Source organism: Pseudomonas frederiksbergensis (assembly GCF_900105495.1).
In the GTDB taxonomy this organism is placed as follows: Bacteria; Pseudomonadota; Gammaproteobacteria; order Pseudomonadales; family Pseudomonadaceae; genus Aquipseudomonas; species Aquipseudomonas frederiksbergensis.
Genome location: NZ_FNTF01000002.1, coordinates 3,875,825 through 3,898,598 on the forward strand (window position 1 = coordinate 3,875,825; position 22,774 = coordinate 3,898,598).

Genomic DNA, 22,774 nt, shown 5'->3' on the forward strand with positions numbered 1-22,774 from the left:
GATTACTCCGTGCCCGCAGGGTCGGCTTGCAGTTTGGTTTCGACTTCTATCGGCAATGTCGCGTCAGGCTTGACCCACCAGGTATTAATGCCGATGTCGTACTTGGGGGAGATTTTCGGGTGGCCGATGTGGTTCCAGTACGCCACGCGCCAGGTCTTGATGTGCCAGTTGGGGATCACGTAATAGCCCCATTGGAGCACGCGGTCCAGTGCGCGGGCGTGGGCCACCAGACTTTTGCGCGAATCGGCGTTGATCAGTTGCTCGACCAACTGGTCCACCACCGGGTCTTTGAGGCCCATGGAATTGCGGCTGCCGGGTTTGTCGGCGGCGTCGGACATCCAGAATTCGCGTTGCTCGTTACCCGGCGAATTGGACTGCGGGAAGCTGCCGACGATCATGTCGAAGTCCCGCGAACGCACGCGGTTGATGTACTGCGAGACGTCGACCCGACGGATCACCAGTTCGATGCCCAGGTCGCTGAGGTTGCGCTTGAACGGCAGCAACACACGTTCGAATTCGGTCTGGGCCAACAGGAACTCGATGGTCACCGGTTTGCCATTGGCGTCGACCATCTTGTCATCGACAATCCGCCAGCCCGCCTCTTGCAGCAATTGATAGGCTTTGCGCTGCTGGGTGCGGATCATCCCGCTGGCGTCGGTCACCGGGTTCTGGAACGCCTCGCTGAACACCTGCTCGGGAATCTTGCCGCGGAACGGGTCGAGGATCGCGAGTTGATCGGCGTCCGGCAGGCCACTGGCCGCCATTTCCGAATTCTCGAAGTAGCTGCGGGTGCGCGCGTAGGCGCCGTTGAACAGTTGCTTGTTTGTCCATTCGAAGTCCAGCAACAGCGTCAGGGCCTGACGCACGCGCACATCCTGAAACACCGGGCGGCGCAGGTTGAACACGAAGCCTTGCATGCCGGTGGGGTTGCCGTTGGGGATCTCTTCCTTGATCAGCCGACCTTCGGCCACCGCCGGAATGTTGTAGGCCTTGGCCCAGTTTTTCGCGGCCGATTCCAGCCAGTAGTCGAACTGGCCGGCCTTGAGCGCTTCCAGTGCGACGGTGTTGTCGCGGTAGTAGTCGGTGGTCATCACGTCGAAGTTGTAGAACCCACGGTTGGCCGGCAGGTCCTTGGCCCAGTAATCCTTGACCCGCTCATAGCGCACCGAACGTCCAGCCTTCACTTCGCTGACCTTGTAGGGGCCGCTGCCCAATGGCATTTCCAGGTTGCCCTTGGTGAAATCGCGCGTCGCCCACCAATGCTTGGGTAGCACCGGCAATTGGCCGAGGATCAGCGGCAGCTCGCGGTTGTTGGTGTGCTTGAACTTGAACAGCACCGTCAGCGGATCTTCAGCGACCACTTCCTCGACATCGCTGTAGTAACCGCGGAACAGCGGAGCGCCGTCCTTGATCAGGGTCTGGAAGCTGAACACCACATCCTCGGCGCGCAGCGGATGCCCGTCGTGGAAGCGTGCCTCGGGGCGCAGGTAGAAACGCACCCAGCTGTTGTCCGGGGCTTTTTCGATCTTGCCGGCAACCAGGCCGTACTCGGTGAACGGCTCATCCAGGCCCTGTTTGGCCAGGGTGTCGTAGATCATGCTGATGTCGTCGGCCGCGACACCCTTGTTGATGAAAGGGTTGAGGCTGTCGAAGCCGCCGAAACCGGCCTGGCGGAAGATCCCGCCCTTGGGCGCGTCGGGGTTCACGTAGTCGAAATGTTTGAAATCGGCCGGATATTTCGGCGGCTCGTTGTACAGGGTCAGGGCATGTTGCGGGGCGGCACAGGCCAGCCCGGCAAACAACAGACCGCTGGCCTGCAAGAGCAGGGTGCGTAAGGGTTTCATCGATCTTTCTCCGAAGATTTCAGCCACCAGGCGCTCAGGCCCAACGTGTAGGGCGGCGTGGTGACGAAGGCGAACCGGTTGCGGTAGGCCAGGCGGTGATAATTGAGGTACCAGTTGGGAATGATGTAGTGCTGCCACAGCAACACCCGGTCGAGCGCCTTGCCGGCGGCGACCTGTTCATCGCGGGTCTGGGCGGCGAGCAATTGTTCGAGTAAATGGTCGACCACCGGATTGGCAATCCCGGCGTAGTTTTTGCTGCCCTTGACCCCGACCTGGCTGGAATGGAAATACTGCCACTGTTCCAGGCCCGGGCTGAGGGTCTGGTTGAGGGTCATCAGGATCATGTCGAAGTCGAACTGATCGAGGCGTTGTTTGTACTGGGCGCGATCGACGGTGCGCAACCGGGCGTCGATGCCGATGCTGGCGAGGTTCTCGACGTAAGGCTGGAGGATACGTTCCAGGTTCGGGTTGACCAGCAGGATCTCGAAACGCAACGGTTGGCCGATGGAGTTTTGCAGTCGCTGACCGTTGAGCTTCCAGCCGGCCTCGGCGAGCAGCGACAGGGCCTTGCGCATGGTTTCCCGCGGAATGCCGCGGCCTTCGGTCTGCGGCAGGCTGAACGGTTCGGTGAGCAGCTTGGCGGGCAACTGATCGCGATAGGGCTTGAGCAGCAGCCACTCATGACCGACCGGTAGGCCGGTGGCGGAGAATTCGCTGTTGGGGTAATAACTCATGGCGCGCTTGTAGGCGCCGCTGAACAGCGTGCGGTTGGTCCACTCGAAGTCGAACATCAGGCCCAGCGCTTCACGGACCTTGGCCTCGGCGAAAGTTGGCCGCCGACTGTTCATGAACAGGCCCTGGCTCTGGGTCGGGATCCGGTGCGCGATTTGCGCCTTGATCACATCGCCACGGCGCACGGCCGGGAAGTTATAGCCATTGGCCCAGTTTTTTGCCTGGTGTTCGATATAGATGTCGAATTCGCCGGCCTTGAACGCTTCGAAAGCCACGTCGCTGTCACGGTAGAACTCGACTTCCATACGATTGACGTTGTATTTGCCACGATTGACCGGCAAGTCCTTGCCCCAGTAATCCTTGACCCGTTCGAAAATGATCCGTCGTCCAGGTTCTACCGAGGTGATGCGATACGGTCCGCTGCCCAGTGGCGGTTCGAAGGTGGTGGCCTTGAAGTCCCGACCTTTCCAGTAATGCTGGGGCAGTACCGGCAACTCGCCCAGGCGCAGGATCAGCAACGGGTTGCCGGCGCGCTTGAAGACGAAACGAATACGTTGCGGATTGAGGATGTCGACCCGCGACACTTCCTGAAGGTTGGTGCGGTATTGCGGATGGCCTTCCTTGAGCAACAAACGGTAGGAGAACGCCACGTCATAGGCGGTAATCGGTGTGCCATCGTGGAAACGCGCTTCGGGGCGCAGATTGAACACCACCCAGCTGCGGTCTTCGCTGTATTCCACCGATTGGGCGATCAGGCCATAGCTTGAGGTTGGTTCATCGCCGGACGGCGCGTACTGGCCGGTGCCGACCATCAACGGTTCATTGAGTTCGTTGATGCCGTATTGCAGGAAGTTGGCGGTGGAAACCGGACTCGAGCCTTTGAATGTGTAGGGGTTGAGCGTATCGAAGGTGCCAAACGCCATCACCCGCAACGTACCGCCCTTGGGCGCTTTCGGGTTGACCCAGTCGAAGTGGGTAAATCTGGCCGGGTACTTGAGCGTGCCGAACTGCGCATAACCATGGCTTTCGCTGATCGTCGCGCTTGCGGGGGAGCTCAAGGCCAGGCAGATCAGGAGCAGGAGGAGGGCATGCTTCAAGTCAGGGATCCGATCCAGGCGGCTTGGGCTTTGTGGGCCGTACAGTAACAGCTTGTATCGACAGGAAAAAGACGGGGGGTTAATGCGTGGTTAATTGTCGGGGAGATTGGCCTGCAAGCGCAAAACCTGTGGGAAGGGGGATTGCCTGTGGCGAGGGGGCTTGCCCCCGTTCGGCTGCGCAGCAGTCGTAAATCCTGCGAATGCGGTGGACCTGAAAAAGTGCTGGGCCGCTTCGCGCCCCGACGGGGGCAAGCCCCCTCGCCACAGGCAAGCCCCCCTCGCCACAACAGCCCCATCCACCACAAAAGCCCCTCGACAGGGCGTGCTGATTAATGCGGGGAAGCCACCGTCAGCATCTGGCCGGGCTTCAGCGCCTGGCCAACACGTGGGTTCCAGCGCTTGAGGTGCTGCATTTCAACGTTGAAGCGTTTGGCGACCATGTACAGCGAGTCGCCTTGCTTGACCTTGTATTGGGTCTGCGACTTCTGCTTGTCAGCTTTAGTGTTTGCTTTGCTGTTCGCCGCCACGACGGTGTTGACCCGACCGCGGCTGCGCTTGGTGGTGTCCTGCATGACCAATGTCTGGCCGGCCTTGAGGTTCTTGCCGGTCATCTTGTTCCAGCGCTGCAGATCCTTGACGTCGACGTTGTTGGCCTTGGCGATAGCGGCCAGGTTGTCGCCGCGTTTGACGCGGTAGGCACGTTTGAGGCCGGCGATTTCAGAGTCGTCTGCACCTTCGAATACCGGTTTGAGCGACTTCTTGCTGATCAGCTCTTCAGGACGCATGGTCGACAGGCTGGCGGTCAGCAGTTGCGCCTTGGACGTCGGCACCAGCAAATGCTGGGGGCCATCGATGGTAGTGCGCTGCTTGAAGGCGGGGTTGAGCTGGAACAGTTCGTCTTCGTCGATGTTCGCCACCGCGGCGACCTTGGACAGGTCCATGCGCTGGTTGATTTCGACGACCTGGAAGTACGGTTCGTTGGCGATCGGGTTCAGGTTCACGCCGTAGGCTTCAGGTGCCAGCACCACTTGCGACAGGGCCAGCAGCTTTGGCACGTAGGCCTGGGTTTCGGCCGGCAGCGGCAGGTTCCAGTAATCGGTCGGCAAACCGAGCTTTTCGTTGCGCTCGATGGCCCGGCTGACGGTGCCTTCGCCGGCGTTGTACGCGGCCAGGGCCAGCAGCCAGTCGCCGTTGAACATGTCGTGCAGGCGGGTCAGGTAATCCATCGCTGCGGTGGTCGAGGCGGTGATATCGCGACGGCCATCATAGAAGCGGGTTTGACGCAGGTTGAAGTAACGCCCGGTGGAAGGGATGAATTGCCACAAGCCAACCGCGTTGGCCCGGGAATAGGCCATCGGGTTGTAGGCGCTTTCAATCACTGGCAGTAGCGCCAGTTCCAGCGGCATGTTGCGTTCTTCAAGGCGTTCGACGATGTAGTGAATGTAGAGGCTGCCGCGTTCGCCGGCGTTCTCGAGGAAGGACGGGTTGCTGGCGAACCACAGGCGCTGTTGCTCGATGCGCGGGTTGACACCCACGTTGTCCTGCAACTGAAAGCCTTGGCGCATGCGCTCCCAGACATCTTGCGGAATTTGTGGAGTCGGTTTTTCGCTGAGCCAGATAGGTTTCTGCTTGGCCCGGGCGGCGATATTCGGAGTGTGTGTCGCTTCGGTCTGCGGCACATGGCTGGAACAGCCCGCCAGCGTGGCGGACACAGCCACCGCAATGGCTTGAGCCAAGCGGGTCAATGCGTCTGAATTGATGGCTTTACGAATAGATGACGACATTGGCTGGAAGTAAGTTCCGGGCAAAAATGTCGGGCGATTCTAGAAAGCGCACCCCCTGCGGTCAACCATTCAGAATTTTTGTACCAACGTGATGGCTACTTAGAACTTATCTTTCCAAGCACGCAGAGCAGCAAAAACCGCACTCGGAGCCCGGTTTTGGGTTCCATTCCGTTCGTCCACTTTTTCTTTAACGGATGTTACGTCGACACGCAAAAACGGGTTGGTCAGCTTTTCAAGCGCCAGAGTAGAGGGCAGCGTCATGATTCCGGCTTCACGTTGCGCGGTGACTTTTTCCAGACGTGCGGCGGTGTCCGCATTGCCCGGTTCGACCGCTGCGGCAAATTTCAGGTTGCTCAGCGTGTATTCGTGAGTGCAGTAGACCAGCGTATCTTCAGGCAACGCGGCCAGGCGGGTCAGTGAGGTATGCATCTGCTCCGGCGTGCCTTCGAACAAGCGCCCGCAACCGGCGGCGAACAGGGTGTCACCGCAGAACAGCAAACCATGATGGTAATAGGCGATATGCCCTAGGGTGTGGCCGGGCACGGCAAAGACATCGAAGTCCCAGCCCAGTACGCTCACGCGGTCGTTGTCCTTGAGCGACACGTCCCGCGCCGGGATGCTTTCGCTGGCCGGGCCGTAGACTGTCGCGTCTGTCGCTTTTTTCAGCTGCTCGACGCCGCCGACGTGGTCATGATGATGGTGAGTGATCAAAATATCACTCAACACCCAACCCGAATGCGCTTCGAGCCAGGCCTGCACTGGCGCGGCATCGCCCGGATCGACCACCGCGCAACGCTGGGTGCTGTGGTCTTGTAACAACCAGATGTAGTTGTCGGTGAAGGCGGGCAGGGCACTGATCTGTATCATCGTCGGATTCGCCAAGCGGAAAACAATGGCGCATCTTAGAACTTCCTGGCGCGTTGGAGAATGCAATGACCGATAAAGCGTTCGCTCAGGCTGATCCTGAATGGCTGACATTGATCAGCGCGGCCCGTGAATGGCTGTCCGGCCCCATCGGGCAATTTCTGCTGGACGAAGAACGTCGCATGCTCGAAGACGAGTTGGGACGGTTCTTCGGTGGCTACCTGGTGCATTACGGCCCGTCGGCCCAAACGCCGCCGTCGGCACCGCAAGTGCAGCGCAATGTGCGGCTCGGCGCGCCGTTGCCGGGGGTCGAGATCGTCTGTGAAGAGCAGGCGTGGCCATTGAGCGAGCATGCCGCCGATGTGGTGGTGTTGCAGCATGGGCTGGATTTCTGCCTGTCGCCTCACGGTCTGCTGCGCGAAGCGGCGAGCAGCGTGCGGCCCGGCGGGCATCTGCTGATCATCGGGATCAACCCCTGGAGCACCTGGGGCTTGCGTCATGTTTTTGCTCATGACGCGTTGCGCAAGGCTCGCTGCATCTCCCCGTCGCGAGTCGGAGACTGGCTGAACCTGCTGGGTTTCGCGCTGGAGAAACGCCGCTTCGGATGCTATCGTCCGCCGCTTGCGTCACCGGCCTGGCAGGCTCGTCTGGCCGGCTGGGAGCGCAAGGCCGGTGACTGGCAACTTTCGGGTGGCGGCTTCTATTTATTGGTTGCGCGCAAGATCGTGGTGGGCCTGCGGCCCGTCCGTCAGGAGCGGCGCGAACCGATGGGCAAGCTGATTCCATTGCCGATGGCCAAGGTCAATCGTCGCCGCATCGATCCATAAGACCTTTTTTATTTTCCCGGCCGGGTTTGCCCCGGCCTCGGGCATCGTCGATCACCGATCGGCGAGCCACGGCATTTTCTGGATAGATTGGCATGAGCGATAGCGTAGAACTCTTCACCGACGGCGCCTGTAAAGGCAACCCTGGCCCTGGCGGCTGGGGCGCTTTGCTGGTGTGCAAGGGCGTTGAAAAAGAACTGTGGGGCGGCGAAGCCAACACCACCAACAACCGCATGGAGCTGATGGGCGCTATCCGTGGTCTTGAAGAACTCAAGCGCTCCTGCGACGTGCTGCTGGTCACCGACTCGCAGTATGTGATGAAAGGCATCAACGAGTGGATGGACAACTGGAAGAAGCGCGGCTGGAAAACCGCTGCGAAAGAACCGGTGAAAAACGCTGATCTGTGGAAGTTGCTGGATGAGCAGGTCAATCGCCACAACGTCACCTGGAAATGGGTGCGCGGGCACATTGGCCATCACGGCAACGAACGCGCCGACCAACTGGCCAATCGTGGCGTGGATGAAGTACGCGGGTACAAGCAGGCTTGATTCCGGCTCTACCGATGCACCGCGTCGTGGCCAATCGCGAGCAGGCTCGCTCCCACATTTGATCTTCGTTGAGCACAAAATCTGTGACCCCCGAATTCAATGTGGGAGCGAGCCTGCTCGCGATGGGTGCAACACGGCGTACCTGAAAGACCCCGGCGAGCGTGTTAACATCGCCGTTTTTGCACGAATGACCCGTTGAGAGCTGAGCACTGATGGCCACCAGATCCGTTGTACTCGATACCGAAACCACCGGCATGCCGGTGACCGACGGCCACCGGATTATCGAAATCGGTTGTGTCGAGTTGATCGGTCGGCGCCTGACGGGCCGGCATTTCCACGTTTATCTGCAACCGGACCGCGAGAGTGATGAAGGCGCCATTGGCGTCCACGGCATCACCAACGAATTCTTGGTCGGCAAGCCGCGCTTCACTGAAGTCGCCGATGAGTTCTTTGAATTCATCAAGGGTGCGCAGCTGATCATCCATAACGCGGCGTTCGACGTTGGCTTCATCAACAACGAATTCGCCCTGATGGGCCAGCACGATCGTGCGGACATCACGCAGCACTGCTCGATCCTCGACACCTTGATGATGGCCCGGGAACGTCACCCGGGGCAGCGCAACAGCCTCGACGCCTTGTGCAAACGCTATGGCGTCGACAACTCCGGCCGTGAACTGCACGGCGCCTTGCTCGACTCCGAGATCCTCGCTGACGTTTACCTGACCATGACGGGCGGCCAGACCAGCCTGTCCCTGGCCGGTAATGCTTCCGATGGCAATGGTTCCGGGGAAGGTGCGGACAACTCCGCCACTGAGATCCGCCGCCTGCCGGTCGATCGTCAGCCGACGCGTATCATCCGTGCCAGCGAGGATGACCTGGCCCAGCACATGGCACGCCTGGAAGTCATCGCCAAATCCGCCGGCGCCCCATCGCTCTGGCAGCAACTGGCCGAAGCCAAGGCTCAGGCGTAGCGTTGCGATCTTTTGATCTTGATCAAGCGTAACGCGCCCCGATGACCCATTTCAGTGCATCACACTCGCCACATGCGCTCGAACCCTCTACCCTGAGGTGATTGGTGGACCACGGTCTGCCGCCTCAGGACACTGAGCCCCATGTATAAAGATTTGAAATTCCCGGTCCTGATCGTCCATCGCGACATCAAGGCCGACACCGTGGCCGGTGATCGCGTGCGTGGCATCGCCCGGGAGCTGGAGCAGGAAGGCTTCAGCATTGTCTCGGCGGTGAATTACACCGAAGGGCGACTGGTCGCTTCGACCCATCACGGTCTTTCCTGCATGTTGATTGCGGCCGAAGACGCCAGCACCCACTCTCATCTATTGCACAACATGGCCGAGCTGATTGGCCTGGCGCGGGTGCGTGCGCCCGACTTGCCGATCTTCGCGCTGGGCGAGCAGGTGACCCTGGAAAACGCTCCCGCCGACGCCATGGCCGAACTCAATCAACTGCGCGGGATTCTTTATCTTTTCGAAGACACCGTGCCTTTTCTGGCCAGGCAGGTCGCGAGAGCGGCGCGCAAATATCTGGATGGTCTGCTGCCGCCGTTTTTCAAAGCGCTGGTGCAGCACACGGCCGACTCCAATTATTCCTGGCACACACCCGGCCATGGCGGCGGCGTGGCGTACCACAAGAGCCCGGTGGGTCAGGCGTTTCACCAGTTCTTCGGGGAAAACACTTTGCGCTCCGATTTGTCGGTGTCGGTGCCGGAACTCGGTTCTTTGCTCGATCACACTGGCCCGCTGGCGGAAGCCGAAGCTCGTGCTGCTCGCAATTTCGGCGCCGATCACACCTTCTTCGTGATCAATGGCACCTCGACCGCCAACAAGATTGTCTGGCATTCGATGGTCGCTCGCGATGACTTGGTGTTGGTGGATCGCAACTGCCACAAGTCGATATTGCACGCGATCATCATGACCGGCGCCATTCCGCTGTACCTGTGCCCGGAGCGCAATGAACTGGGGATCATCGGCCCGATTCCCTTGAGCGAATTCAGCCGCGAATCGATCCAGGCCAAGATCGATGCCAGCCCGCTGACCAAGGGACGGGCACCCAAGGTCAAGTTGGCGGTGGTGACCAATTCGACGTACGACGGCCTCTGCTACAACGCTGAGCTGATCAAGCAGCAACTGGGCAATAGCGTCGAGGTCTTGCACTTCGATGAGGCCTGGTACGCCTACGCGGCGTTTCATGAGTTTTTCGCCGGGCGTTACGGCATGGGCACTTCCCGCAGTGAAGGCGGCCCCCTGGTGTTCACTACCCATTCCACCCACAAACTGCTGGCGGCGTTCAGCCAGGCGTCGATGATTCACGTTCAGGATGGCGGCGCGCGGCAACTGGATCGGGATCGCTTCAATGAAGCGTTCATGATGCACATCTCGACCTCGCCGCAGTACAGCATCATCGCCTCGCTGGATGTGGCGTCGGCCATGATGGAGGGCCCGGCCGGACGATCGCTGTTGCAGGAAATGTTCGACGAAGCGCTGAGTTTCCGCCGGGCGCTGGCCAATTTGCGTCAGCACATCGCCGCTGACGATTGGTGGTTTTCCATCTGGCAGCCGCCATCGGTGGAAGGCATCGACCGCGTGATCACCGATGACTGGCTGCTGCAGCCCGATGCCGACTGGCACGGCTTTGGCGGCGTGACCGACGACTACGTGCTGCTTGATCCGATCAAGGTCACGCTGGTGATGCCGGGCCTGACGGCAGGCGGGGCCCTCAGCCAGCGCGGAATTCCGGCAGCGGTGGTCAGCAAATTCCTTTGGGAACGTGGCTTGGTCGTTGAAAAGACCGGGCTGTATTCGTTCCTGGTGCTGTTCTCGATGGGCATTACCAAAGGCAAATGGAGCACGTTGCTGACCGAATTGCTGGAGTTCAAGCGCAGCTACGATGCCAATGTCAGTCTCGCGACCTGCCTGCCGTGCGTGGCACAAGAGGATGTCGCGCGCTATCAGGGCATGGGATTGCGCGATCTGTGCGATCAACTGCACGCCTGCTATCGCAGCAATGCCACGGCCAAACACCTGAAGCGCATGTACACCGTGCTCCCGGAAATCGCCATGAAGCCATCTGACGCCTATGATCAATTAGTGCGTGGCGAGGTTGAAGCGGTGTCGATCGATGCTCTGGACGGGCGGATCGCCGCAGTGATGCTGGTGCCGTACCCGCCGGGGATTCCGTTGATCATGCCCGGCGAGCGTTTTACCGAGTCGACGCGCTCGATTATCGATTACCTGGCGTTTGCCCGTACGTTCGACAGCAGCTTCCCGGGGTTTGTCGCTGATGTGCACGGCTTGCAACACGAAGATGAGGGCAATGGACGGCTATATACCGTCGATTGCATCAAGGAATGAGGACCTTTCCCAGTATGCAACCGCTCATGAATCCGAAATACCCAGGGCTGTCGGTACGCGTTGCCGACGATGGTTTTGCAGCCTACATCTGGGGCAGTGATTTCAGTTTTGAAGTCGCGGTCTACGGTGCCGCCGAAATCGGTAAACCGGTGGAGCAGTGGCCGGTGACACCGATCACGCCCTATCGCAAGTGCTACGGCATCGATCCCGAGGAGTTCAGCAGTTTCCGCGATGCCGCTGACAGCGCGATCTTCATGGCTTATCTCGATGATGAGCCCGTGGGTCACCTGGTGGTCAGCACCAACTGGAACGGCTTTGCCCATATCGACGAATTGGCGGTGCATGCGCCGGCGCGTCGTCATGGTGTGGCCAAGTCGTTGCTGGATGTGGCGCAGTTCTGGAGCCGCAAAAAGAAACTGCCGGGCATCATGCTCGAAACCCAGAACAACAACCTGGGGGCCTGTCGGCTCTATGAACGCCGCGGTTACGTCCTGGGCGGAATCGATCATTTGCGTTATCGCGGAATCGATCCGAACACCGCCGAAGTGGCGCTGTTCTGGTATCGATTGTTCGATAACCCGCTGGAAACCCCGCTTAGTTCGCCAGCATCGCCACGGCTTGTTCCGTGATAATGCCCAGCAATGCCTGAACCGCTGGCGACGGCTCACCGCTCTTCAGGGTCAAGGCATACAGGCTGATTGGCACGGCCGGCGCCAGCGGGCACGCATCCAGCCCGGCCGATTTCGCCCCGAGGGCGGTGAAAGGGTCGACGATGGCCAGGCCTTCACCGGCCTCGACCATGCTGCGCATCATCTGGTGAGTCTGTACCCGGGTGTGAATGACCGGGGCAGGACGCAGGGCATGCAGCTTGTTTTCCAGCGCCGGGCTCAGCGGATCATGACCTTCCAGGCCCACCATCGATTGGCCGGCCAGGTCCTGCAGCGAGATGTACTTCTGTTTGGGTTGCAACCAGCCGTGGGGTGCCAGCAGCTGAAGCTTGCCTTGGGCGATCACCTGGCAATGAATGTCGGCGTGATCGGGGTCATGCAGGCTTAATCCCAGATCGCTTTCACGCAGCAGCAGGTTTCTGACGATCTCGCGGGTTGGTTGACTCAGAAGGGTGCAAGGCGCATCAGGAAGGCGTCGGCGCAGGGCGGCAATGCTCTGTGGCAATAGCTGCTGTGCCAAGGGCGGCGTGCAGATAATCCGCAAGGGCGGAGCCTGATATTGCTTGAGGCTGTTGGCCAGCCGCTGGACCGGCTCGAGCGCTTCATAGACGTGGGCGATCTGGACCTGTAACTCCCGCGCCTCGCGCGTGGCCTGCAAGCGTCCACGCACGCTGGAAAACAGCATGAAACCCAGCTGATCCTCGGCGTCGCGCAGAATCCCTTCGACTTCAGCCACAGGCAACTGCAGCCATTCGGCGGCGGTGCCCAGGTGACCGGTCTGCAGGAGCGCCTGGATCACTTCGATATGACGTAAACGCATGCGTGAAGTCCATGTTCAGCAGGTGAGGGAGTCAGTGGCTGAATCCTAACTCAAGTGCGCGCATATGACTTCTGCTCATAACACGGGGTTATGAAGCGACGTTGGTTTCCGGCAGATTGCCGACATAAGTGTCGGGCTCACGCACGATGGTCACGTCCGACTGCACCAGCAAAAACTGGTTGTCATCGAGTTTCCGTACGCGGTCGCCAATGGCCAGCTTGTAAGTGGTAACAGGCACCGAGCCAGTGAGGCCGTCTGCCGACGGGGTGGATTCCTGGAACTCATGCACGGAATAAACGCGGCCTTCCGCGTCTCTTGCATGGAACTGACCGACGAGTACTGCTGCCATCTGCTTAGAACCTCTGGGGATAAATCACTCAATTTGCGGCTCTGTAGACCGTGGTTGGGCGAGGTAAGTTTTCCTACAGGAAAAAAATAGTCAGGGGCGACGTTTTTTCAGTCGCCCACTGGTTGAATCGTCATCTATAACTACAAGCTCTTTCATCCGACAGTCGAGAATCTTCCATGAGCAACGTCTATACGATCGCTGTACTGGTCGGCAGCTTGAGAAAGGAATCGATCAATCGCAAGGTGGCGCTGGCCCTGGCCGACCTGGCGCCTGCCAATCTCAAACTGGTTATCGTCGAAATCGGTGATCTGCCGCTCTACAACGAGGACATCGATGGTGCTTCACCGCCGGCAGCCTACAGCACTTTCCGGCAACAAGTGAGCTCATCCGACGCGGTGCTGTTCGTGACTCCCGAATACAACCGTTCTGTGCCTGCGCCGATGAAGAACGCGATCGACGTGGGTTCGCGCCCCTATGGCAAGAGTGTCTGGAGCGGAAAACCAGGCGCGGTGATCAGTGCTTCGCCGGGCGCTATCGGTGGTTTTGGCGCCAACCATCACCTGCGCCAGTCGATGGTGTTTCTGGATGTGCCGTGCATGCAGCAACCCGAAGCTTATCTGAGCGGTGCCGGTTCAGCGTTCGACGAGGCGGGAAAACTGTCCGAGTCGCTAAAACCGTTTCTGCAAAAATTCATCAATGCTTATGGCCTGTGGGTCGAACAACACAAGAAAGCGTGACAAACCCTGTGTAGGAACATCGCACACCAATCTGTCGTAGCCGCTGCTACATCGATCCCAGTGCGTTTGGGAAGGAGGGAGCAAGTTTGCGCTTTACTCCGCCCGTGCATTGCGGCTGAATCGCGGTTTGTTTTCCGACAAGGCTGCACTGCATGCTGACCGCATCGTTGATTTTCCTGCTGACCATCACCTTGGTGATCTGGCAGCCAAAAGGCCTTGGCGTTGGCTGGAGTGCGGTGTTCGGCGCGGTGCTTGCGCTGATTTTCGGGGTCGTTCAGCTGAGCGACATCCCGCTGGTGTGGCAGATTATCTGGAACGCCACCGGGACCTTTGTCGCGCTGATTGTCATCAGTCTGCTGCTGGACGAGGCGGGGTTCTTTGCCTGGGCGGCGCTGCATGTGGCCCGCTGGGGACGGGGCAGCGGACGCAAGCTGTTTGCTTATATGGTGCTGCTCGGTGCGTTGGTGTCGGCATTGTTCGCCAACGACGGGGCTGCGCTGATTCTTACACCCATCGTGATTTCCATGCTGCTGGCGTTGCGTTTTTCCCCGGCGGCGACCCTGGCGTTCGTCATGGGCGCCGGTTTCATCGCTGATACGGCGAGTCTGCCGTTGGTGGTGTCGAATCTGGTGAACATCGTTTCCGCCGACTTCTTCAACATTGGTTTCAACCGTTACGCGGCGGTGATGATCCCCGTCAACCTGGTGAGTGTCGTGGCGACCCTGGCGATGTTGATGTGGTTTTTCCGTCGTGCCATTCCCAAGGACTACGACCCCGAGCAACTGGCGCAACCGGCTTCTGCGATCCACGATCACGCTACGTTTTATGCCGGTTGGGCCGTGTTGGCGATACTGCTGCTCGGCTGCTTCGCGCTGGAACCGCTGGGGATTCCGATCAGTGCCATCTCTGCAGTGTGCGCGGCGTTGCTGCTGGCCATCGCTGCCCGTGGTCACAAGATTTCCACCCGCAAAGTCATCAAGGAAGCGCCCTGGCATATCGTGATTTTCTCGCTGGGCATGTACCTGGTGGTGTATGGCCTGCGCAATGCCGGGCTCACGGGGTATCTGGCCGGATGGCTGGATGGTTTTGCCGGCTACGGCGTATGGGGCGCAGCCATGGGCACCGGCGTCCTGACGGCGCTGCTGTCGTCGATGATGAACAATCTGCCGACGGTGCTGATCGGTTTGCTGTCAATCGATGCCAGCCAGGCGACCGGGGTGGTGAAGGAGGCGATGATCTATGCCAACGTCATCGGCAGCGACCTGGGGCCGAAGATTACGCCGATCGGCAGCCTGGCGACGCTGCTGTGGTTGCATGTGCTGGAGCGCAAGAGTATCCGGATCGGCTGGGGGTATTACTTCAAGGTCGGGATTGTGTTGACGGTGCCTGTTTTGCTGGTGACGTTGGCGGCGCTGGCTTTGCGGTTATCCATCTGAACTGCGTTGGCCCTTTCGCGAGCAGGCTCGCTCCTACAGGTATCTTCGTCACAAGGAAATCAAATGTAGGAGCAAGCCTGCTCGCGATAGGGCCAGCCCAGACGCTAAAAAACTCAGCCACTGCCAGGAACGTTAGGCCAAAGATCCGCCACCAGAAACAGCCGCTCTGCCTCTTCCCAATCACCTTGGGCGTTTTCTGTGAGTCGCACCAGCAATTGCGCCGGGGCCAGCGGCTCCAGCTCGCTGAGCCAGGTGTTCAGCTGTTCAACGCTCCAGGCCTGCTCCGCCGGATAGTGCGCCGGCGCCAGCCAGGCATGGCGGGGCAGGGGCTGCCAGCGACCGAACGGGCGCTGTACGACAAAGTCTGCCCAGTCCTTCTGATGCAGCCAGCTACCGCGTAAATGCTGGGGGTGCGCACCATTCGGTGGCTCGGCCGATCCCGGCCACGGATACAGCAAATAACCGCCCAGCCAAAAGTGCGCACTGAACTGCTGGATATCCAGCGCCGCCAATACTTCGCGGCTCTCCGGACGGGCCGAAATCGGCAGTTGATGCTGCGTCAGATGGGCCAGTTTGCGGTCCAGCCGATCGTGGCAGCCGGGGCCGAGCCATCGCGCCGTGTCGTGTCCGTCGCCATTTTGCGGGCCAAGGTAAAGTTTGATCGCCAGTTCCAGATGATGCACGCCGTCACGATCGCGCAGCAGCATGTCCAGCTCACCCAGCGTGTGGCCTTCGCGGCGGATCGGCATATTGGCGGCAATCAGGTCGATACCCGGCGCGTGCTGCACGGCGTATTGCCAGAGGCGTTCGTAGTACAAGCCCAATCGCCGGGTTCGGGCCTGCGCCAGCCAGTGCAGCAAGTCATAACTGTCGTGATCGAGTTGCCGCAGCCACCGTTCCAGCCGATCCGGCGCTTGCACCCAGTCACTGCCGGTCAGCGGATGACGCTGCGGCCACGTCGTCACGCCAAGCATCGGCGGCGCGAGGATGACCCAAGCCAGGTCGCGCACTTCGGGATGGCGCAACTGGTGGGGTAACTGCAGCAAATCGGGAAATAGGATCATCTTGCGAGCATAGCCTCAATCGTGAGTACACCGTTGTGGCTGAAAGGATTTTGTCTATCCCGCGCTTTCGCCCATAATCGTGTTTTTCGCCGTCGCGCAGGAACCTCATGGAGCAATTTCGTAATATCGGCATCATCGGTCGCCTGGGCAGTTCGCAGGTGCTGGATACCGTCCGCCGACTGAAACGGTTTCTGCTCGATCGTCACCTGCACGTGATCCTCGAAGACACCATCGCCGAAGTGTTGCCGGGCCATGGCTTGCAAACCTCGTCGCGCAAGATGCTCGGCGAAGTATGTGACATGGTGATTGTGGTGGGTGGTGACGGCAGCCTGTTGGGTGCCGCCCGGGCGCTGGCCCGGCACAATATCCCGGTGCTGGGCATCAACCGTGGCAGCCTGGGCTTCTTGACCGATATCCGCCCCGATGAGCTGGAAGTCAAAGTCGCCGAAGTGCTCGACGGCCACTATCTGGTCGAAAACCGCTTCCTGCTGCAAGCCGAAGTTCGTCGTCATGCCGAGGCCATCGGTCAGGGCGACGCGCTGAACGACGTGGTGCTGCACCCTGGCAAGTCAACGCGGATGATCGAGTTCGAGTTGTACATCGACGGCCAGTTCGTCTGCAGCCAGAAGGCCGACGGCCTGATCGTCGCCACTCCGACCGGTTCGACCGCCTACGCGCTGTCGGCGGGCGGGCCGATCATGCACCCCAAGCTCGACGCTATTGTGATTGTGCCGATGTACCCCCATACCTTGTCGGGCAGGCCGATTGTGGTCGATGGCAACAGTGAGCTGAAAATCGTCGTGTCCAAAGATATGCAGATTTACCCGCAAGTCTCCTGTGACGGGCAGAACCATTTCACCTGCGCGCCGGGTGACACCATCACCATCAGCAAAAAAGCCCAAAAGCTGCGGCTGATTCATCCGCTCGATCACAACTACTATGAAGTCTGCAGGACCAAACTCGGTTGGGGCAGCAAGTTGGGTGGTGGAGGCGACTGATGCTCGATCCCGCGCGTAGCTACGACCTGATCGGTGACGTGCACGGTTGCGCTCTGACCCTTGAGCACTTGCTCGACCGGCTCGGTTACCAGAAACACGCTGGCGTCTGGCGGCATTCGTCGCGCATGGCAGTGTTCGTTGGCGACATCATTGACCGCGGCCCGCGGATTCGCGAAGCGCTGCACATCGTTCACGACATGGTCGAAGCGGGTCAGGCGCTGTGCATCATGGGTAACCATGAGTTCAACGCCCTCGGCTGGAGCACGCCGGCGCCTCCGGGCAGCGGCAAGCAGTTCGTGCGTGAACACACCCCGCGCCATGCCCGTTTGCTGAACGAAACCCTGACCCAGTTCGAAGGCCATCCTGCCGACTGGCATGACTTCCTGCAATGGTTCTACGAGATGCCATTGTTCGTCGACGCCGGGCGTTTTCGCGTGGTGCATGCCTGCTGGGATGCAGGCCTGATCGAACCCTTGCGCGCGCTGTTCCCCAATGGTTGCGTCGATGAGCATTTCCTCCAGGCCTCGGCCGTGCCGGGCAGTTTCGCCTGCACCGTGTTCGATCGCCTGCTGCGCGGCACTGACATGCGCTTGCCGCACGGGTTGACCATGACCAGCGGCGATGGCCTGACGCGTTCGTTCTTCCGCACCAAGTTCTGGGAAGACGACCCGCAAACCTATGGAGACATTGTGTTCCAGCCCGACGCCTTGCCCGAACCCGTGGCCCGGACGCCGCTGTCGTCCACTGAAAAAAACACCTTGCTGCGCTATGGCGTCGATGAACCTTTGTTGTTCGTGGGCCACTACTGGCGCAGCGGCAAACCGGCGCCGATCCGGCCGAACCTGGCCTGTCTGGATTACAGTGCGGTGCTTTACGGCAAACTGGTCGCCTACCGTCTGGACCAGGAAACCCGTCTCGATCCGCATAAATTTGTCTGGGTCGACGTCGAGCGGCCGGAGGTGCTGCGATGAGTGCCGTTGCTGTTTTACGCCTGCCGCTGGCGGTGGACTTGAGCGGGTTCGTCAAACTGTTGCAGCGCATGCAGGTGCCGCATCGGGTCAGTGAAGAGGCGGGCGAGCAAGTGCTGTGGGTGCCGGCCAACATCAGCGAAGACGTGCGTGTGTTGTACGAACGTTTCCCGGCCGGTGATCCCGATCAACAGCTGGACATTCCGGTGGCGCAAACCGTCAAGCACCCAGGTTTCGTCGAGCAACTGCGCCACGCCAAGGCGACGGCGTTCGTGTTGCTGCTGAGCCTGCTGGTCGGCGCGGTGACGCTGCTGGGCGAAAACCTCGACACGTTGCGCTGGCTGACCTTCCTCGATTTTCGCGTTGTCGGCGAGTACATCCACTTTGTGCCATTGGCTGACAGCCTGGCGGCGGGGCAGTGGTGGCGTCTGGTAACGCCGATGCTGATCCACTTCGGCATCCTGCACCTGGCCATGAACGGCATGTGGTACTGGGAGCTGGGGCGACGCATCGAGTCGCGCCAGGGCAGTATCAACCTGATCGGCCTGACCTTGCTGTTCGGCCTGGTCTCGAACTACGCCCAGTTTGTTTTCAGTGGCCCGACACTGTTTGGCGGGTTGTCCGGCGTGCTGTACGGCCTGCTCGGGCATTGCTGGATCTTTCAGCTGTTGTCGCCAAACCCGGCTTATCGCCTGCCGCGCGGCGTGCTGGTGATGATGCTGGTGTGGCTGGTGCTGTGTATGTCGGGACTGATCTCGTTGATCGGTTTCGGTGAAATTGCCAACGCGGCCCACGTCGGCGGGTTGCTCGTCGGATGCTTGACCGGCTTGTTGGGTGGTTTGTACAACCGCCGTAAACTGGCCGTCTAACCAGTTATGTCAATAAAGAGCGCGGAGCCCTTGATGTCCTCTTTTAACGAAATGATCAACAACATCACCCCCGAGATCTACCAGAGCCTGAAACTGGCGGTGGAAATCGGTAAATGGTCCGACGGTGGCAAACTTACCGCCGAACAACGCGAACTGTCGCTGCAAGCGATGATCGCCTGGGAAATCCAGAACCTGCCCGAAGACCAGCGCACCGGTTACATGGGCGTGCAGGAGTGCGGCTCCAAGTCGATCGAAGTGCCGAATATCCTGTTCAAATCGGATGCCGTCCATTGATCGAGATTGGCCGCGGTGCAATCAGCAAAATGTCGGCGCGCCTTGACGGGGCGAACGTGCAGTACGCGTTTCGTCTGGACGACGTCGAGGTGCCGGTCAATCCATTGATCGGGACCACGGTGCGCCTGGAATACCTGGGAGCGATTCATTGCACCCATTGCGGACGCAAGACTAAAACCAGCTTCAGCCAGGGTTACTGCTACCCGTGCATGACCAAACTGGCTCAGTGCGACATCTGCATCATGAGCCCGGAGCGTTGCCACTATGACGCTGGCACCTGCCGTGAGCCGGAGTGGGGCGAGAGGTTTTGCATGACGGATCACATTGTGTATCTGTCCAATTCTTCGGGAGTGAAGGTCGGGATTACCCGCGCCACTCAGCTGCCGACCCGTTGGATCGATCAGGGCGCCCGTCAGGCTCTGCCGATCATGCGGGTTTCGACCCGTCAGCAGTCGGGCTTCGTCGAAGACCTGTTCCGCAGTCAGGTGGCGGACAAGACCAACTGGCGTGCTTTACTCAAGGGCGATGCGGTGTCGGTCGATTTGGCGCAGGTTCGCGATCAGCTGTTCGACAGTTGCGCCGAAGGATTGCAAAGTTTGCAGGAACGATTCGGCCTACAGGCGATCCAGACTATTGCCGATGTAGAAACGCTCGAGATCCGCTATCCGGTCGAGCAATACCCGGCCAAGATCGTCAGCTTCAACCTGGACAAGAATCCGATCGCCGAAGGCACGCTGTTGGGAATCAAGGGCCAGTACCTGATTTTCGACACCGGCGTAATCAATATTCGTAAATACACGGCCTACCAGCTCGCCGTGCATCAGTAAGGACTCCAGCATGCGCACCGAACAACCGAAGATGATCTACCTGAAGGACTATCAGGCGCCCGAGTACCTGATCGACGAGACGCACCTGACCTTCGAGTTGTACGAGGACCACAGCCTGGTCCATGCGCAACTGGTGATGCGCCGCAATCCCGAGCGTGGCCCGGGCCTGCCGCCGCTGTTGCTGGATGGCCAACAGCTTGAATTGCTGTCGGTGAACCTGGCCGACATCGAATTGACCGCCGCCGACTATCAGTTGACGGAAAACCACCTGACCCTGCACCCGACCAGCACCACCTTCACGGTCGATACCAGCGTCAGGATCCACCCGGAAACCAACACTGCGCTGGAAGGCCTGTACAAATCCGGCACGATGTTCTGCACCCAGTGCGAAGCCGAAGGCTTCCGCAAGATCACCTATTACCTCGACCGTCCGGACGTGATGAGCACGTTCACCACCACGGTGGTTGCCGAGCAGCACAGCTATCCGGTGTTGCTCTCCAACGGCAACCCGATTGCCTCAGGTCCCGGGGAAGACGGCCGGCACTGGGCGACCTGGGAAGATCCGTTCAAGAAACCTGCTTACCTGTTCGCGCTGGTGGCCGGTGATTTGTGGTGCGTCGAAGACACCTTCACCACCATGACCGAGCGCTCTGTGGCGCTGCGCATTTATGTCGAGCCGGAAAACATCGACAAGTGCCAGCACGCCATGAACAGCCTGAAGAAGTCGATGCGCTGGGACGAAGAGGTCTACGGTCGCGAGTACGACCTGGACATCTTCATGATCGTCGCGGTCAATGACTTCAACATGGGTGCCATGGAGAACAAGGGCCTCAACATCTTCAACTCCAGCGCCGTGCTGGCTCGCGCTGAAACCGCGACCGACGCCGCGCACCAGCGGGTCGAGGCGATTGTTGCCCACGAGTACTTCCACAACTGGTCGGGCAACCGTGTGACCTGCCGCGACTGGTTCCAGTTGTCGCTGAAGGAAGGCTTCACCGTGTTCCGCGATTCGTGCTTCTCCGCCGACATGAACTCGGCCACGGTCAAGCGCATCCAGGACGTGGCGTACCTGCGCACCCACCAGTTCGCCGAAGATGCCGGCCCCATGGCTCACGCCGTGCGCCCGGACAGCTTCATCGAGATTTCCAATTTCTACACCCTGACCGTGTACGAAAAGGGCTCGGAAGTGGTCGGCATGATCCACACCTTGCTCGGCGCCGAAGGTTTCCGTAAAGGCAGCGACCTGTACTTCGAACGCCATGACGGCCAGGCCGTGACCTGTGACGACTTCATCAAAGCGATGGAAGACGCCAACGGTGTCGACCTGACCCAGTTCAAGCGCTGGTACAGCCAGGCTGGCACACCGCGTTTGGCGGTCAGCGAGTCCTACGACGCGGCGGCGAAAACCTACAGCCTGACGTTCCGTCAAAGCTGCCCGGAAACTCCGGACAAGGTTGAGAAGCTGCCGTTCGTGATCCCGGTCGAACTGGGCCTGCTGGACGCCAAAGGCGCGGCCATTGCGTTGTGTCTTTCCGGTGAAGCCAGTGCCCAGGGCACCTCACGGGTCATTTCGGTGACCGAAGCCGAGCAGACGTTCACCTTCATCGACATCGCGCAACAGCCATTGCCTTCGTTGCTGCGTGGCTTCTCGGCGCCGGTGAAACTGAGCTTCCCGTACAACCGCGATCAGCTGATGTTCCTGATGCAACACGACAGCGACGGTTTCAACCGCTGGGATGCGGGTCAGCAATTGTCGGTTCAGGTGCTGCAAGAGCTGATTGCCCAGCAGCAAAAGGGCGAGAAACTGGTGCTGGATCAGCGTCTGGTTTCTGCCTTGCGTACCGTGTTGTCGGACGAGACGCTGGATCAGGCGATGGTCGCGGAAATGCTCTCGCTGCCGGGCGAGGCGTATCTGACTGAGATCAGCGAAGTGGCTGACGTTGACGCCATTCACATCGCTCGCGAGTTTGCTCGCAAGCAATTGGCAGAAGGTTTGTTCGAGGCGCTGTGGCTGCGTTACCAGGCCAATCGCGATCTGTCGAAGAAAACCCCGTATGTGGCTGAGGCCGAACACTTCGCTCGTCGCGCGTTGCAGAACATTGCGCTGTCGTACCTGATGCTCAGCGGCAAACCGGAAGTATTAGCGGCGACGCTCGAGCAGTTCGAGACCAGCGACAACATGACCGAGCGCCTGACGGCGTTGGCGGTATTGGTCAATTCGCCGTTCGAAGACGAGAAAGCCAAGGCCCTGGCCAGTTTTGCCGAGCACTTCAAGGACAATCCGCTGGTCATGGATCAGTGGTTCAGCGTCCAGGCGGGCAGCGTGCTGCCCGGTGGTCTGGAGCGGGTCAAGGCGTTGATGCAGCATCCGGCATTCAACATCAAGAACCCGAACAAGGTTCGTGCACTGGTCGGCGCGTTTGCCGGGCAGAACCTGATCAACTTCCATGCGGCCGATGGTTCGGGTTATCGGTTCCTCGCGGATCTGGTGATCGAGTTGAACGGGTTCAACCCGCAGATTGCTTCTCGGCAGTTGGCACCGCTGACTCGCTGGCGCAAGTATGACGATGCGCGCCAGGCGTTGATGAAAGGTGAGCTTGAGCGGATTCGCGCTTCGGGCCAGCTGTCCAGCGATGTGTTCGAGGTGGTCAGCAAAAGCCTGGCCTGACTCAGGGTTCGCTCC

Annotated in this window: 20 protein-coding genes; 13 read left to right on the forward strand and 7 right to left on the reverse strand. The window is 59.9% G+C overall.

Annotation, left to right across the window (positions count from 1 at the left end; genetic code table 11):
- Window positions 1-2: 2 nt before the first annotated feature.
- The 4 genes from BLW70_RS18390 to gloB all read right to left on the reverse strand — a co-directional run bounded on the left by BLW70_RS18390 (window position 3) and on the right by gloB (window position 6,324).
- Window positions 3-1,844 carry an extracellular solute-binding protein gene (locus tag BLW70_RS18390; protein ID WP_074876285.1) on the reverse strand — a complete coding sequence of 614 codons (1,842 nt, stop codon included), beginning with the start codon at window positions 1,842-1,844 and terminating at the stop codon, window positions 3-5.
- The gene (locus tag BLW70_RS18395) at window positions 1,841-3,673 is read right to left on the reverse strand and encodes an extracellular solute-binding protein (protein WP_074876287.1); all 1,833 of its coding nucleotides are present in this window, start codon (window positions 3,671-3,673) and stop codon (window positions 1,841-1,843) included. Before BLW70_RS18395 ends, BLW70_RS18390 begins: the two co-directional genes overlap by 4 nt.
- A gap of 329 nt (window positions 3,674-4,002) precedes the next feature.
- Complete coding sequence (locus tag BLW70_RS18400) at window positions 4,003-5,457, reverse strand: transglycosylase SLT domain-containing protein (protein ID WP_074876289.1); 1,455 nt, start codon at window positions 5,455-5,457, stop codon at window positions 4,003-4,005.
- Window positions 5,458-5,556: 99 nt separating this feature from the next.
- Entirely contained in the window at window positions 5,557-6,324 is a 768-nt protein-coding gene (gloB, locus tag BLW70_RS18405) for a hydroxyacylglutathione hydrolase (RefSeq protein ID WP_074876291.1), read from the reverse strand.
- A 65-nt stretch (window positions 6,325-6,389) separates the two neighbouring features.
- Between gloB and BLW70_RS18410 the strand changes: the two genes are divergently transcribed.
- The 5 genes from BLW70_RS18410 (at window position 6,390) to BLW70_RS18430 (ending at window position 11,690) form a co-directional block, all read left to right on the forward strand.
- Window positions 6,390-7,148, forward strand: a complete 759-nt coding sequence (locus BLW70_RS18410; protein ID WP_074876293.1) for a methyltransferase domain-containing protein — start codon at window positions 6,390-6,392, stop codon at window positions 7,146-7,148.
- 92 nt (window positions 7,149-7,240) lie between these two features.
- Window positions 7,241-7,693 (forward strand): ribonuclease HI, encoded by a 453-nt coding sequence (gene rnhA, locus BLW70_RS18415; RefSeq protein ID WP_008028618.1) that lies wholly within the window; start codon window positions 7,241-7,243, stop codon window positions 7,691-7,693.
- 212 nt (window positions 7,694-7,905) lie between these two features.
- Window positions 7,906-8,664: a DNA polymerase III subunit epsilon gene (dnaQ, locus tag BLW70_RS18420; RefSeq protein ID WP_074876294.1), complete on the forward strand. Its 759-nt coding sequence runs from the start codon at window positions 7,906-7,908 to the stop codon at window positions 8,662-8,664.
- A gap of 141 nt (window positions 8,665-8,805) precedes the next feature.
- The gene (locus BLW70_RS18425) at window positions 8,806-11,061 is read left to right on the forward strand and encodes an Orn/Lys/Arg family decarboxylase (protein WP_074876297.1); all 2,256 of its coding nucleotides are present in this window, start codon (window positions 8,806-8,808) and stop codon (window positions 11,059-11,061) included.
- A gap of 14 nt (window positions 11,062-11,075) precedes the next feature.
- Entirely contained in the window at window positions 11,076-11,690 is a 615-nt protein-coding gene (locus BLW70_RS18430) for a GNAT family N-acetyltransferase (protein ID WP_074876299.1), read from the forward strand.
- On the opposite strand, the gene BLW70_RS18435 is transcribed toward BLW70_RS18430, so the two are convergent.
- On the reverse strand, window positions 11,656-12,549 hold the full coding sequence (locus tag BLW70_RS18435) for a LysR family transcriptional regulator (RefSeq protein ID WP_074876301.1): 894 nt from the start codon (window positions 12,547-12,549) through the stop codon (window positions 11,656-11,658). The genes BLW70_RS18430 and BLW70_RS18435 overlap by 35 nt on opposite strands.
- Window positions 12,550-12,637: 88 nt before the next feature.
- Window positions 12,638-12,898, reverse strand: a complete 261-nt coding sequence (locus tag BLW70_RS18440) for a hypothetical protein (protein ID WP_074876303.1) — start codon at window positions 12,896-12,898, stop codon at window positions 12,638-12,640.
- A 176-nt stretch (window positions 12,899-13,074) separates the two neighbouring features.
- On the opposite strand from BLW70_RS18440, the gene BLW70_RS18445 reads away from it, so the two are divergent.
- A complete protein-coding gene (locus BLW70_RS18445) occupies window positions 13,075-13,635 on the forward strand; it encodes an NADPH-dependent FMN reductase (RefSeq protein WP_074876305.1) in 561 nt (186 codons plus the stop codon).
- Between the two features lie 152 nt (window positions 13,636-13,787).
- Entirely contained in the window at window positions 13,788-15,071 is a 1,284-nt protein-coding gene (locus BLW70_RS18450; RefSeq protein ID WP_074876307.1) for an arsenic transporter, read from the forward strand.
- A 113-nt stretch (window positions 15,072-15,184) separates the two neighbouring features.
- Here BLW70_RS18450 and BLW70_RS18455 read toward each other — a convergent pair whose 3' ends face one another.
- Window positions 15,185-16,135, reverse strand: coding sequence for a DUF1853 family protein (locus BLW70_RS18455; RefSeq protein WP_074876309.1), 951 nt, complete (start codon window positions 16,133-16,135; stop codon window positions 15,185-15,187).
- Window positions 16,136-16,242: 107 nt separating this feature from the next.
- Between BLW70_RS18455 and BLW70_RS18460 the strand changes: the two genes are divergently transcribed.
- Genes BLW70_RS18460 through pepN form a run of 6 tightly spaced genes read left to right on the forward strand, consistent with a single transcriptional unit; the run spans window position 16,243 to window position 22,759 of the window.
- On the forward strand, window positions 16,243-17,133 hold the full coding sequence (locus BLW70_RS18460) for an NAD(+) kinase (RefSeq protein WP_007906781.1): 891 nt from the start codon (window positions 16,243-16,245) through the stop codon (window positions 17,131-17,133).
- A complete protein-coding gene (locus BLW70_RS18465) occupies window positions 17,130-18,104 on the forward strand; it encodes a metallophosphoesterase (RefSeq protein ID WP_371916901.1) in 975 nt (324 codons plus the stop codon). The genes BLW70_RS18460 and BLW70_RS18465 overlap by 4 nt, the downstream gene beginning before the upstream one ends.
- Entirely contained in the window at window positions 18,101-18,970 is an 870-nt protein-coding gene (locus tag BLW70_RS18470) for a rhomboid family intramembrane serine protease (RefSeq protein WP_074876313.1), read from the forward strand. Before BLW70_RS18465 ends, BLW70_RS18470 begins: the two co-directional genes overlap by 4 nt.
- A gap of 33 nt (window positions 18,971-19,003) precedes the next feature.
- Window positions 19,004-19,264, forward strand: coding sequence for a YeaC family protein (locus tag BLW70_RS18475; protein WP_074876315.1), 261 nt, complete (start codon window positions 19,004-19,006; stop codon window positions 19,262-19,264).
- Window positions 19,261-20,091: a DUF2797 domain-containing protein gene (locus BLW70_RS18480; RefSeq protein ID WP_074876317.1), complete on the forward strand. Its 831-nt coding sequence runs from the start codon at window positions 19,261-19,263 to the stop codon at window positions 20,089-20,091. Before BLW70_RS18475 ends, BLW70_RS18480 begins: the two co-directional genes overlap by 4 nt.
- Before the next feature lie 10 nt (window positions 20,092-20,101).
- Window positions 20,102-22,759, forward strand: a complete 2,658-nt coding sequence (pepN, locus tag BLW70_RS18485; RefSeq protein ID WP_074876319.1) for an aminopeptidase N — start codon at window positions 20,102-20,104, stop codon at window positions 22,757-22,759.
- The last annotated feature ends 15 nt before the right edge of the window (window positions 22,760-22,774 follow it).